The following is a 13,142-nucleotide window of genomic DNA, read 5'->3' as shown; positions in this document are numbered from 1 at the left end:
ATCAGCTGTGCCGCCGCAGGATCATGGGTGGACGCGTAGCATGCGGTCGAGTGCGATTTTCGCTTCGCTCGCGGTCTGCGGGTCCACGACGATCTTGTTGACGACCTTGCCGTCCACCAGGTTTTCCAGCGCCCACGCGAGGTACGCGGGGTGGATGCGGTACATCGTGGAGCACGGGCAGACGACCGGATCCAAGCAGAACACGGTTTTATCCGGGTGCTGGGCGGCGAGCCGGTTGACGAGGTTGATTTCGGTGCCCACGGCGATGGCGCTACCGGCTGGCGCGTTCTCGATCTCCTTGACGATGTAGGCAGTCGAACCGGTGCCGTCGGCGGCGTTGACCACGTCCATCGAGCATTCGGGGTGCACAATGACCTTGACACCGGGGTAGGCCTTGCGGGCGCGTTCGATTTGCTCAACGGTGAAGCGTTGGTGTACGGAGCAGAAGCCCTTCCACAGGATCATCTTCGCGTTCGCGTACTGTTCGGGCGTGGCCCCGCCGTTCGCCTTGAACGGGTCCCACAGGGGCATCTGGTCGAGGCTCATGCCCATGGCGAGCGCGGTGTTGCGGCCCAGGTGCTGGTCGGGGAAGAACAGCACGCGCTTGCCGCGTTCGAACGCCCATTCAAGCACGGCGCGCGCGTTGGAGCTCGTGCACACGATGCCGCCGTTGCGTCCGCAGAAGGCTTTGAGCGCGGCCGAGGAGTTCATATAGGTGACCGGGATGATCTGCTGCTTGCCATCAGCGTCCGGAGTGCTTCCGCAGATATCGGTCAGCTGCTCCCAGCAGTCGGTCACCTGGTCGATATTGGCCATGTCGGCCATTGAGCAGCCTGCGGACATATTCGGCAGGATCACGTTCTGGCGTGGGGTTGAGAGGATATCTGCGGTCTCGGCCATGAAATGCACGCCGCAGAAGACGATGTTGTCGGCTTCCGGGCGGGTGGCGGCATTCTTGGACAGCTGGAACGAGTCACCCACATAATCGGCGTGCACGATGATTTCGTCACGTTGGTAGAAGTGGCCGAGGATCAGCAGTTTGCTACCCAGCTTGTGTTTTGCGTCGATGATGCGCTCCTGGAGTTCCTCGTCGCTTGCCTCCGTGTACTCCTTGCCGAGCGGCTGCTGGCGCGGGGCGTTGCGCGGGATCATGTCGAGCGCGCTGGCACCCGGGCCGTACGACGGTTTGGTTGTGTCGAAGGCCCACGGGTCTTTGGTCAGGCCGGCGTCACAGGTGCGGGTCGCGCCGAGCCGTTCGATAATTGCGTCTACGGATGTCATGATGTTCCTTTCGATGGTGCCGCGGGCAGTGGTTGTTCTGCCATTCGCGGCGAAACAGGTTGGTTGTAGTGCTGTGAAGTCTGGCGTGGTGGGCAGGTTACCGTGGGGTCACTGTTGTGCCGTGCGCTGTGTCGGTATCGTCGGTATGTCCCGGCTGCCCGGTTTCGCAGGTTTTGTGGATTTTGCGGATTTCCCGGTTCCCGTGTGGGCGACGTACCGGTACAGGCAGGCCGGTCGGTGCGCGCCGCGCGCGAGTTTTTCACCGGTCGGCTCGACCATGCCGGTCGAGAGCATCCGCCGGCGGAAATTCGGTGCGTCAAGCTTCCTGCCGTAAATTGCCTCATACACGTTGCGCAGCTGGCTGAGCGTGAATTCGCTGCCGACTAGGCGAGTCGCGATATCCGAATATTCGATTTTGTTGCGCACGCGGGTCAGCGCGTATTCGATGATGTCCTTGTGATCGAAGGCCAATGGCGGCAACTGGTTCACGGGGAACCAGCGCACGTTCTGGGCTTCGCGGAAATCCTTCGCCTCGGTTTCGCCAATCAGCGCCCAGTACACGATGGATACCATCGGCAGTCCGCCGTGCGAGCGGCTTGGATCGCCGAAAGTGTACAGCTGCTCGAGATACTGCGGGTGCAGGCTGGTGGTGGATCGCAAGGCTTTTTCGGCTGCGTATTCAAGGGATCGCCCGCCTTGCAGGTCGCCGCCAGGCAGCGCCCAATCGCCGAGGAAAGGCTGGCGGATGCGGCGGACCAATGGGATGCGCAGCGTCGGAACGGCATCGCCGTTGGACGTTCGGCTTGCGGTGTGGTCGATGCCGTTGCTGGCTTCGGCTGTGTTTGCAGTGTTGGTGCGTGAGGCGGTGGCGTGGATGTCAGGGGCGGTGCCGGATGCGGTATTTGCTGCTGGCAGGTTGTCGGCGCGGCCATCCAGATCGGAGGGGCCGAGCGCGAGAATGACGACGGATACGCCGATATTCGGCGGTTCCTTGGCGCGCTCGCTGACATTCGCTGAGATGCGCATCGCTTCTCCTTTTCCCTGATTTCTTGCAGTTTCCCTTGGTTGCCATCACCATACGACTTATGGTCAACATGACTATAAGGGGGTGTGGCGTTTGCATGGTGCCGCCGTTCCTGGGTATGTATGATGACAATAAGTCATCATGACCATAAGTCGTTGTCGGCTGTTTCGGGCCGATCGAACATGGGCCAGGGCATAATGGGCGATGCAACGCGAATCATGCAGACTGGCAGGCGGGTGAGGATATGCGGGAATCAACGGACAAGGCTGGTCGCCATCAGTGTGACGACGCGGTGGCTGTGCGGGCGGTGCCGGTGACGCAACCTACGAGTGCTGTGTCTGTGGCGTCCGAAAACGCCGCAGCATCAGCGAAATCGCCGAAGTCAGCGCAATCGTCGGCATCCGCAGTGCGCTCGGCGTCGACGACGCGAGGCAAACGCAACCCCAGCCGCCGGGCGAGCCGCCGACGTCGATCTACGTCAAAAGGCCAATCCCGCCCAGAACGTTACGAACGCGGCACCAGAAGCTACACGATGTCACACATTCGCGGCAAGGACACAAGCATCGAAGTGCTCGTCCGCAGCTATCTGTTCAGGCATGGGCTGCGCTTCCGCAAGAACGACCGGCGCTATCCGGGACACCCGGATGTGGTGCTACCCAAGTGGCGCACGATTGTGTTCGTCAACGGTTGCTTCTGGCATGCTCACGCCAATTGCAAAGCCTTCTCCCGTCCCAAATCCAATGTCGAATTCTGGTCAGTGAAACTCATGCGCAACGGTGAACGCGACCGACTGCAACATGCCCAGCTCGTCGCCGACGGGTGGCGTGTGATCGTGGTATGGGAATGCGAGCTGGCGAAACCGGTGCGAGAGGTGCGTCTCGCTAGGTTGTACGACCAGATCACCGCGATGCCGGACGGGCAACCCGGCATCATCGACGACACGATTCCCGCCGGCGGCAAGGGTGAGCCTGGCGCCATCGTGTGAGGATTTGCTCGCATAGTGGCGGTCGGGGTGGTTCGGAGCCGTCCGCGTGGTTGAGTCTGGTGTCGTTATGTGAGGATTGGCTCGCACAGTGGCGGCTGGAGTGACTGGAATCAATCAATCGGCGGGTCAGGACGGTCGGTGTGTGAGGATTGGCTCACACGGTGTCGGTTGGGGTGGCTTCGGGTGGGTGATTTGGCTTGGTGACCCGTCGGTGTGTGAGGATTCGCTCGCACATTGACGGCTGGGGTGGTTCCGGGCCGTCCGTGTGGTTGAGTCTGGTGTCGTTATGTGAGGATTCACTCACACGATGATGCTTCGGCCTGGGGCTGTGTCGCTCCATCGTCGCTAGGTCGTCGCTATGCCGTCGCCGCACCGCCGCGCAATTATCGTCAATAACCCCCGGCGCACCCCGCATTTGTCGCATTGCGCCGATAGAACCGAATCATGCAGGAAAACTCAGCACAGCCCACCGCCGCAACCCATCCGGCGGCCTCCCTACCGTCCTTGTCCAAGCGTGCTCTGGAGTCCAACCCGTTCAGGGCTATGGCCATCGGCGAGGAAGCCGACCGGATGATCGCCCAAGGTGTCGATGTCGTCAAGCTCAGCCTCGGCGAACCGGATTTCGGCGCCCCGCAAGCCGTCCGCGATGCCATGCGCGAGCAGTGCGACGGCCGCCCGCTGCCGTATACCGCCGCGCTCGGCATCCCCGAACTGCGCGAGGCAATTGCACGATTTTATGAGCAACGCCATCACGTCAAACTCGACCCCAAGCGCGTGGTCATCACCGAAGGCGGTTCCGCGGCCCTCCTGCTCGCTCTGGCCCTGACCGTCAATGAAGGCGACGACGTGATTTGCGCCGACCCGTCCTACCCATGCAACCGCGAACTGGTGCGCACATTCGGCGGCAATATCATCGACGTGCCGACCAGCGCCGCCACCCGATTCCACCTCAACGCCGACCTGCTCAACGCGTATTGGACGCCACGCACCCGCGCGGTCATGGTCACCTCGCCGTCGAACCCGGCCGGCACGAGTATCGCCTTCGATGCGCTCAAAGGAGTATGCGACACCGCCCGCGCACACAACGCCTGGCGAATCGTAGACGAAACCTACCTTGACCTGGCCGATGCGGAACCCGACGGCAGCGACGTGCGCAGCGTCCTGTCCGCCGACCCGGACGCCATCGTGGTCAGCAGTTTCTCGAAATACTGGGGCATGACCGGCTGGCGTCTCGGCTGGGCCGTGTTGCCGGAAGCGATTCTGCACGAGGCAGACAATCTCGCCACGAATTATTTCTTGTGCGCGCACACCCCGACCCAGCATGCAGCGCTCGCCTGTTTCACGTCGCAGACGCTTGAGGAATGCGAACGCCGCCGCCAGGAATTGCTGGTGCGCCGAGGTTTGGCGCTTGATGGGCTTGCCAGCATCGGTCTGCCTGTCGAGGTCGAGCCGAACGGTGCGTTCTATGCGTATTTCAACGTGTCGTCCACAGGTTTGGATGCGTGGACCTTCTGCGAGCGCGCGTTGCGTGAGGCGCATGTCGCGTTGACTCCGGGCGCTGATTTTGGTCCGGCGACGGCGCACACCCATGTGCGCTTGTCGTATGCTGCCTCGCGCCAGGCGATCGGCGAAGGCATCGCACGCGTCGGCCAGTTCCTCAAGACGTTGTGAAACACGACGGCCGGACGCGGTCGGATGAGCAATAACACGCTATGACGCGTCATGACGTACCGTAATACGGCGGGAAGTGTCATAGCGCGGATTGAATCAGCTGATATCAGTTGAAATATGTTGATGTGGGCGTCCGGGGCATCTTCCGGGGTGCAGTCGCGCTAGTTGACTGGCCATCGGCTTGAAACGCCCACGATGCTGAGTGCAGGTCACAGGTCTTTGACGAACCAGTGTTCGGTCCCTGTCTTCGGATACCCCTCGATGTGGAATATCTCGCGATATCCGAAGCGCGGATAGTAATCTTTGCCTTGGAAACCGAATGTACAGAGCAGGCAGTGACGGCACCCATGGGCTCGGGCGGTGTCCTCGGCTTGTCTCAGGAGGCGCTCGCCTAGATGCTGACGGCGATGTGCCGGATCGATTGCGAGCACGTCGATTTCCAGCCATTGCCCGAACATCGTTCCGTAGATGCCGCCAATGATCTGCCCGGATTCGGTGCTTCGTCATCGTCGCCGGGCGATGTCGAAGATTTGGCCGAGATGATGTCTGCGGATGCGGTAGAGCCTTCGGACAAAGTTGCATCTTCGGCTGAGGCGGCAGACGCGTCAGCCACGGTTTCCGGCTCGAGCGGTAGCGGGCCACACGCCGTCAATTCGTCATCGCGCGCGACAATCGTGAACTCCTGCTCATCGGTCGTCTCAAAATGGGCGAGATTATAGCGTTGCAGAATGCGTCGAACACATTGCCGCTCGGCTTCACTTGGTCCGGAAAGGCTCTCGATGCGGATACTCATCGGCGGACGCGAATGTGACTTACTTGGCCGGCTCGTTGATGACCTGCGCGTAGCGTCGTGCGGTGGCGGCAAGCGTGTCGTCGTCGATGCCCGCGCCGACTCCGTACACCACGAACGGCGGCAGATAGCGCGCACCCACGTAGTCAGCCATGGTTGCGAACGGTTTGAGCAGCTCCTCCATGGTCGCATGGTGCGAGCCGTCATGCTGATAGTCCGCTTCGCCACTGCCGGCGGAAACGGCGAGCATGATTTCCTTGCCTTCGAACGCATGCCCGGTCGAGCCGTACGCCCAGCCATATTCGAGCACCTTGTCCTCCCACAGCTTGAGCAGCGAGGGGGAGCTGTACCAGTAGAAGGGGAACTGCAGGACGATTCGGTCCGAGTCCTCGACGAGACGCTGTTCGGTGGCGACGTCGATGCGACCGTCGGGGTACGCGGCGTACTCGTCGCGGACGGTCACGTCATGATTGGGGTCGTTGAGCACGGCTTGCGCGAGTTCCTTGTTGACGCGCGAAGTCTCAAGATTCGGGTGGAACAGAAAGATGGTGGTTTTCATATGATTCCTTCATCATGTCGGATTGCGGATGCTGTGATTGGGGATTGTACGCCGGGTGACGCGACTTTTCGCCGATTGATGACATATCGCTGCCAAGCCCGTTGCCTGCCGGGGCTCAATCGGTACTGCCGCCTGATGTGCTCTGATGTGACCAATCGACAACCGCCTCAATATTGTTGCCGTCCGGGTCGAGCACAAACGCCGCGTAATACCCCGGATGGTACGCGCGCGGTCCCGGGGCTCCGTTGTCGCTTCCACCGGCTGCCAGCGCCGCATCATAAAACGCCTTGACGGTCTGCTCGCTATCCGCGCGGAACGCGATATGGGTCGGTGCTGGAGTCGTCCCGGGCTGCGCGGGGGAGACGTAGAAATCGCTGCGCGGCGTGCCATCATCCACCCCGAAACCGATAGTCGGCTCGTGATGGGCTTTGGGAAGGTACCCGAGTGGTGCCAGCGCTTTCGTGTAAAACTCAATGGAACGGTTGGCATCGCTGACATGCAAGGTCATATGGTCGATCATGACTCCCACTATAGGAGGGATCCGGCGTGCTCTGCGCAGACGATTTCTGTAAGCGTTCGCAGGTGCATCGATCCGGGTCTCGCAAACACGGTGACAACGAGTGCGCACAGCTGGTGGGCGGTTGTGTGTACAATATCATCTGTTGCCCGGGTAGCTCAGTGGATAGAGCACCGCTCTCCTAAAGCGGGTGTCGCGCGTTCGAATCGCGTTCCGGGCACGATTTTCCCGCATGGTCCGGTGCACGTGATGCCTGGCTCTGCCCGGTCCGTCGTGTGTGCCAGAAGAAATTCCACATCCTGACCATCGTTGTCCGGATATCCTCATTCCGCCTAATATGCCCAGTACGCCTGCAGTTGAGGCGAAAAGAGGGTTATCCATTATGGAGAAAGTAAAACAAGCCGCGTCATGGCTTACGAAATGGTTCACGCTGATTGTCATCGTGTGGGCCGCAATCAACTATTTTGTGCCCGCGATCAGCGTGTGGGCGAAGGGATATACCGGTTATCTGCTGGGTATCGTCCTGTTCGGTATGGGCCTGACGCTGTCGGTCGATGATTTTGCGCGGATTGTCAAGCAACCGCTGATGGTTATTGTCGGCACGGTTGCTCATTACGTGATCATGCCGTTGATCGCCGTGTTGCTGTGCTGGATTTTCCATCTTGATGGTGCAATCGCCGTTGGTGTGATTTTGGTTGGATGCTGCCCGTCCGGCACGTCGTCGAATGTGATGAGCTTCCTGTCGCGCGGCGATGTTGCGCTCGATGTGTCGATTGGTCTGTTGTCCACGTTGCTCGCCCCGTTCATGATTCCGCTGCTCATGCAGGTGCTCGCCTCCCGTTATGTGGCGATTCCGTGGCAGTCGTTGTTCCTCAGCGCGTTGACTATCGTGCTAGTGCCGGTTGCACTTGGCGTTGCCTGCCACATGATTTTCAAGGAGAAGATCGAGAAGGTCACGCCTGTGCTGCCGATTGTCTCGCAGGTTGCGATTCTGCTGATTATTGGCGTTGTCGTGTCGGCGAACGCTTCCAAGCTGTTCAGTTCCGAGACGCTGCTGGCGATTCCAGTGGTGATTCTGCATAACCTGTGTGGCTATGCGCTTGGTTTTGGTTTCTCGAAACTCATGTACAAGGTGTATCCGAAAGGCTTCCGCTACGCGCAGCAGAAGGCCATCACCTTCGAGGTCGGCATGCAGGATTCCGGACTTGGCGCCACTCTTGCGTTGACTTCGTTCGCTGCAACGCCGGTCACCGCAATCCCGTCCACGTTCTTCAGCGTGTGGCACAACATCTCCGGTTCGGTGCTGTCTGCCTGGTGGCGTCGTCACGATGACAAGTACGGTATTCCGTGCGATTCCATCGACGGCAAACCGACCAAGCAGCCTGCTGCCGCAACCGCCGCTCCCGTTGCTGCAGCGACTGATTGAGCCGCTGTCTTTCGTTTTGGCCCCGCCTGTGCACAAAGCAGGCGGGGCTTCATTGTTGATGTGACGGGTTGCGTATGTTTGGACACGCTCAACATGACGGAAGTCCATCGGACTCTCGATTTCATACAGGATCTGACATGTTGCGTATGTCTGAGGATGCGTGACCTTGGACAAACCAGTCGGCGGTATTATCGGCGGTGGGTTTGATTTGGCGGCCGCCAAGGTCATCGCGGATAATGCGATGAAGATGTTCATCAACGAGCAGCAGTAACCGGGCTTTCCGGGAGAAATCGAGAACATGCCGGGGCATGCCGGGGGGCATATCGGGAACTGCCGAGAACGCGCCGGGAACGCGTCGGGAACACGCCGCCCCTGATTCCTGTCTGTGCATATACCCGCTGATACCATGGCTTGTGGCGTTCCCGCCCGAGCCGCACAGGTCAAGGAACGCCCGAGTTCCGAGACAATACTGTGTGCGGCCATGAGGGACAGGAGAATCCCATGGGCAACTTTGCTCGCAATCAGGTCGATTCGACCGAATCAACATATCCATCTTTCCAAGGCAACGGCGCCGTGCCATCCGCACGTCCGGTCACGTTGCGCTGGACTACTGCCGATATCGCTGTCGGTGCCGCGCTCGGCGTCGCATGCGGGCTAGTGTTCTGGGGATTTAACTTCGCATATCAGGCGATTTCGCCGGTGCTGGGCGCGCTGTTGCCAGGCATCGCGAGCGTGCTGCATGCGTTCTGGTATTTTTCCGGGCCTCTTGCATTGCTGATCATCCGCAAGCCCGGCGCCGCTGTGTATGTGAATCTTGTCGGCGCGGTCGCCGAAATGGTGTTCGGCAATAATTTCGCATTTTCCTTCGTCTTCATTTCCGCAGCGCTGCAAGGCGTGTTCGCAGAGATTCCGTTCGCGTTGGCGCGCTACCGCAAGTACAATCTGCCGATGAGCATCGCCTCAGGACTGTGCGTGGCGATTGAATACGGGTTCTATCTGCTGTTCTTCAGGTATCAGGGTGTTGCGCTGATCAGCCCTCGTGGCATCACACATATGATCAGCGAGATTGTCGGCGGCGTGGTGTTCGCCGGCATCATGAGCTGGTTCCTGTATCTTGCCATTGCCCGGACGGGTGCGCTTGACCGGTTCGCTTCCGGTCGTGCGGTCCGCGGATTGGCGGATTGACCTGCATGCGTTGTCGGCGATTCCGTCGACGTATGTGGTCGGTGCCGTTGTCGGTGCCTGTTGTTGGACTAGCCGGCTGATTCGGTAATGGCCGAATCCTTTGATTCTTGTCGTTGAATGCATAGGCGGAATCCCGCGTGTCGTCAGTATCCGTTTCTCGGAACTCCGGATACGGGCGCGTGCGGTTAGGGGATTTGCTATATTGGAAAAGTTGGTTTTCTCCAACGTGGGGCCTTAGCTCAGTCGGTTAGAGCATCGGACTCATAATCCGCCGGTCCACGGTTCAAGCCCGTGAGGCCCCACTACCTTTTCGGTGTTGTTATCGGCGTCGTTTCGGCTCGTGGTTTGATTGGCTGGTGCCGGCTGCGTTGCTGCTACGCCTTGGGCTCATTCGCGTGTCGTCCGTAATGGCGCGTACAATACTGACGGTTCCGGTTCACGCCCGCCATAGGGGTTGGCGACCCGGGTCCCCCGAATTCCATAGGAGACACACCATGAAGCAGGGTATTCATCCCGATTATCACGCCGTGCAGGTCACCTGCTCGTGCGGCAACACGTTTGTCACCCGTTCCACCGCCGCTGGCGATCACATGACGGTTGACGTGTGCTCGAACTGCCATCCGTTCTACACCGGCAAGCAGAAGATTCTGGATACCGGCGGCCGCGTGGCTCGCTTCGAGAAGCGTTACGGCAAGCGCAGCAAGTAAGGCTTCTGAAAACGCCAGTCTTCGGACTGGCGTTTTTTGTATATCTGGGGTTCCTGGGGTCGCCGGTCTGTGATCGTCGGTGGGGGCGGTATGACAATCTTCTGCCGACGGTCAGTGGTGTGCCGGCGTCGGTAGCGGCGGAGCCATGACCTTCTGCCGACGCTGAGAGGTTATAGATATCGCGGGCGGTTCGGGATTTCGCCGGTTCATTCAGCGACTGGCCATCGTAACGTCACATCCTCCCATCCTCTCAGTCGCACGGCATTGAGGTAGCCGACTTATGGCGTTGGATATTGACGGTATCTGATTGCGAAGTGACAGTGGGATCACACAATGACGAGATACCTGACCGATTGAGTTGGTTGTCGGCGGTATTGGCACGGCGTGTGACACTGTGGGCGCACAGCAGGCTGATATCAGTCTGATTCCGCCCGTTGCCATTGGTATCAATGCATGGTGTGATGGTGGCGTCGCACCGCGCCGGGGTAGTCGGGTGCTTCGGCCGTCTGCCGCCGCTATCGGTGAGCCGTGTGATTCTCTGGTCGCACAATGGGCGGGTATCCGTCGCTGGTGCAGCGCCCGGCGCCCGGCGCCCAGCTCTCGTCCGCCCCCTTTGGCCAAGCGTGACTATATGATAGTGAAGTTGACCAAGATGAAGCGTGATTGCCGATGTGTGACCGGCAGCCGCCGTTGAGCCTTCCGGCGCAGGGCCGGAGCGCAGACGGCTGAGGTCGACGGGATTGGTATGCAGACGCGCACAGCACGTGCAATGGCAATACGGTAACGAGGAAGATTTATGGCACAGGATCCACAGGATCAGTTCCCTGCGGCGCAGACCGCGGTGGAGGAGTATCACGATATCGAGCGGCAGATGGCGCAGCCGGAAGTCGCCTCCGACCCTGACAAGATCCGCAAGCTGGGCCGTCGCCATGCCGAACTCGGCACCATCGTCGCCGCATACACCAAATACCGTCAGATATTCGACGATCTCGAAGCAGCCAAGGAGATGGCGTCCGAGGACGAGGATTTCGCCGCTGAAGCGAAGCGTCTGGAAGCCGAACTGCCGAAGGCCGAGGAAGCGCTGCGCACCGCGCTGATCCCGCGTGATCCGGACGACGCCCGCGATGTGATCATGGAAATCAAAGCCGGCACCGGTGGTGAGGAAGCCGCCCTCTTCGCCGGCGATCTGCTGCGCATGTACCTCAGGTATGCCGAAAAGCGCGGCTGGACCACCACCATCCAAAGCGAGAACACCACTGAACTCGGCGGCGTCAAGGACGTCCAGCTCGCCATCCGCGCGAAAGGCACCCCTGCACCGGAGGACGGCGTCTGGGCGAGTCTCAAATACGAGGGCGGCGTGCATCGCGTGCAGCGCATCCCTGTCACCGAATCGCAGGGGCGCATCCAGACTTCGGCGGCCGGTGTCATCGTTTTCCCGGAGGCGGATGACGACGATGACGAGATTGAAATCGATCCGAAAGACTTGAAGATTGACATCTTCATGAGCTCCGGCCCCGGCGGCCAATCGGTGAACACCACGTATTCCGCGGTGCGCATGACCCATATCCCCACCGGTATCGTCGTGAGCATGCAGGACGAGAAATCGCAGATCCAGAACCGCCAGGCGGCGCTGCGTGTCCTGAAATCCCGCCTGTTGGCCATGAAGCACGAGCAGGAAGCCGCCGAAGCGGCGGATATGCGCCATTCACAGGTCCGCTCGCTGGACCGTTCCGAGCGCATTCGCACCTACAACTTCCCGGAAAACCGCATCGTCGATCATCGCACGAATTACAAGGCGTACAACCTCGACCAGGTGCTGGACGGCGATCTGCAAGCGGTAATCGACAGCGACATTCAGGCCGACGAGGCCGCGCGTCTCGAACAGCAGAAGCATCAAGGCGCGAACGCGGCCTGACCTGTACACTCGTATGGCGGTATGACGACATGACGGTTTGGCGACATGACGACTAGACGGCCATGCGGCATGACCTGCATGACCAGCATCGCCGTCATGACCGCCAATCGCCGGGTATGGTCCAATCGAAGGGAGTTCTATCGCGCATGGGCATCGAAACACTCAGGCAAATGCTGGCCGAAGCGACCGACAGGCTCAAGGATGCGGGCATCGAAACCGCCCGATACGACGCCCGATTGTTATTCGCCGAAGCTTGCGACACCAGCCCGCGCGACATTGATAAAGCCCTGCTCATGGGCGACGGATTCGAAGCCAGCGACCGTCAGCTCGCCGACTTCCACTCGATGATGGACCGTCGCGCTTCGCGTGAACCGTTGCAATATATTGTCGGTCATGTCCCGTTCCGCTACCTCGATTTGCAGGTCGGACCGGGCGTGTTCATTCCCCGTCAGGAAACCGAAGTCGTAGTGCAGGCAGGCATCGATTGGCTGACCCGTGAAGGCCTGTACGCCCCGAAAGTTGTGGATTTGTGTGCGGGCAGCGGTGCGATCGGCCTGTCCATCGTCACCGAAGTGCGCGGTGCCGAAGTGTGGGCTGTGGAGAAGTACCCGGAGACGCTCGCGTGGACGAAGCGCAACGCGAAACTGGTCGCAGGCAACGATCCCGCGGCCGGCTACAACTATCACCTCCAGGCCGGGGACGCCACGGATACGACCACACTGGCCGCGCTGGACGATTCGGTCGATCTTGTGGTCACCAATCCGCCATACGTGCCGATGTCCCAGCCGCCGCAACAACCCGAGGTACGTGATTACGATCCACAGGCGGCGTTGTACGGCGGTTCGGCTGACGGCACGCTGATTCCGGAGCAGATTGTCCGCCGGTCCGCGGCCCTGTTACGCAAAGGCGGCGCGCTGGTGCTTGAGCATGACATTACCCAGGCTGACCGGATGCTCACCTATGCGCTGTCGAACGGCTTTTCGCAGGCGCGCACCGGCTTGGATTACACGTCACGGCCGCGGTATCTGTTCGCAATCAAGTGATGCCGCCCGGCACTTCGCGTCCTGCGGCCCGAGCGCACG

General features: G+C 60.3%; 13 protein-coding genes and 2 tRNA genes. 9 read left to right on the top strand and 6 right to left on the bottom strand.

Translation table 11 applies throughout. The features are described from left to right. Positions 1-21 precede the first annotated feature (21 nt). Positions 22-1,281 (bottom strand): quinolinate synthase NadA, encoded by a 1,260-nt coding sequence (nadA, locus tag CQR48_RS06495; RefSeq protein WP_015450832.1) that lies wholly within the window; start codon positions 1,279-1,281, stop codon positions 22-24. A 108-nt stretch (positions 1,282-1,389) separates the two neighbouring features. Continuing rightward, positions 1,390-2,307, bottom strand: a complete 918-nt coding sequence (locus CQR48_RS06490) for an NUDIX hydrolase (protein WP_101452397.1) — start codon at positions 2,305-2,307, stop codon at positions 1,390-1,392. A gap of 530 nt (positions 2,308-2,837) precedes the next feature. Here CQR48_RS06490 and CQR48_RS09415 point away from each other — a divergent pair. Continuing rightward, complete coding sequence (locus CQR48_RS09415) at positions 2,838-3,290, top strand: very short patch repair endonuclease (protein ID WP_101452396.1); 453 nt, start codon at positions 2,838-2,840, stop codon at positions 3,288-3,290. 444 nt (positions 3,291-3,734) lie between these two features. Further along, on the top strand, positions 3,735-4,961 hold the full coding sequence (locus CQR48_RS06480) for an aminotransferase class I/II-fold pyridoxal phosphate-dependent enzyme (protein WP_101452395.1): 1,227 nt from the start codon (positions 3,735-3,737) through the stop codon (positions 4,959-4,961). A 209-nt stretch (positions 4,962-5,170) separates the two neighbouring features. Here CQR48_RS06480 and CQR48_RS09450 read toward each other — a convergent pair whose 3' ends face one another. The 4 genes from CQR48_RS09450 to CQR48_RS06465 all read right to left on the bottom strand — a co-directional run bounded on the left by CQR48_RS09450 (position 5,171) and on the right by CQR48_RS06465 (position 6,830). After that, positions 5,171-5,419, bottom strand: a complete 249-nt coding sequence (locus CQR48_RS09450; protein ID WP_101452394.1) for a GNAT family N-acetyltransferase — start codon at positions 5,417-5,419, stop codon at positions 5,171-5,173. Further along, the gene (locus CQR48_RS09165; RefSeq protein ID WP_180334558.1) at positions 5,353-5,754 is read right to left on the bottom strand and encodes a hypothetical protein; all 402 of its coding nucleotides are present in this window, start codon (positions 5,752-5,754) and stop codon (positions 5,353-5,355) included. The genes CQR48_RS09450 and CQR48_RS09165 overlap by 67 nt, the downstream gene beginning before the upstream one ends. A gap of 19 nt (positions 5,755-5,773) precedes the next feature. Then, the gene (locus CQR48_RS06470) at positions 5,774-6,310 is read right to left on the bottom strand and encodes an NAD(P)H-dependent oxidoreductase (protein ID WP_033491875.1); all 537 of its coding nucleotides are present in this window, start codon (positions 6,308-6,310) and stop codon (positions 5,774-5,776) included. A gap of 115 nt (positions 6,311-6,425) precedes the next feature. After that, on the bottom strand, positions 6,426-6,830 hold the full coding sequence (locus CQR48_RS06465; protein WP_033491876.1) for a VOC family protein: 405 nt from the start codon (positions 6,828-6,830) through the stop codon (positions 6,426-6,428). 144 nt (positions 6,831-6,974) lie between these two features. On the opposite strand from CQR48_RS06465, the gene CQR48_RS06460 reads away from it, so the two are divergent. From CQR48_RS06460 to prmC, 7 genes are all read left to right on the top strand, one after another. Beyond that, positions 6,975-7,047, top strand: a tRNA-Arg gene (locus tag CQR48_RS06460). Positions 7,048-7,209: 162 nt separating this feature from the next. After that, entirely contained in the window at positions 7,210-8,253 is a 1,044-nt protein-coding gene (locus tag CQR48_RS06455; protein ID WP_101452393.1) for a bile acid:sodium symporter family protein, read from the top strand. A gap of 501 nt (positions 8,254-8,754) precedes the next feature. Next, complete coding sequence (locus CQR48_RS06450; RefSeq protein ID WP_240932121.1) at positions 8,755-9,438, top strand: ECF transporter S component; 684 nt, start codon at positions 8,755-8,757, stop codon at positions 9,436-9,438. 228 nt (positions 9,439-9,666) lie between these two features. Further along, a tRNA-Ile gene (locus CQR48_RS06445) sits at positions 9,667-9,740 on the top strand. A gap of 192 nt (positions 9,741-9,932) precedes the next feature. Continuing rightward, positions 9,933-10,145, top strand: a complete 213-nt coding sequence (gene rpmE, locus CQR48_RS06440) for a 50S ribosomal protein L31 (protein ID WP_029575932.1) — start codon at positions 9,933-9,935, stop codon at positions 10,143-10,145. A 796-nt stretch (positions 10,146-10,941) separates the two neighbouring features. Further along, the gene (gene prfA / locus CQR48_RS06435; protein WP_015450822.1) at positions 10,942-12,060 is read left to right on the top strand and encodes a peptide chain release factor 1; all 1,119 of its coding nucleotides are present in this window, start codon (positions 10,942-10,944) and stop codon (positions 12,058-12,060) included. A 146-nt stretch (positions 12,061-12,206) separates the two neighbouring features. Then, positions 12,207-13,103 (top strand): peptide chain release factor N(5)-glutamine methyltransferase, encoded by an 897-nt coding sequence (gene prmC, locus CQR48_RS06430; protein WP_101452542.1) that lies wholly within the window; start codon positions 12,207-12,209, stop codon positions 13,101-13,103. The last annotated feature ends 39 nt before the right edge of the window (positions 13,104-13,142 follow it).

Source organism: Bifidobacterium thermophilum (genome assembly GCF_002846655.1).
Lineage (GTDB): Bacteria > Actinomycetota > Actinomycetes > Actinomycetales > Bifidobacteriaceae > Bifidobacterium > Bifidobacterium thermophilum.
This window is presented reverse-complemented; position numbering and strand designations above follow the sequence as displayed.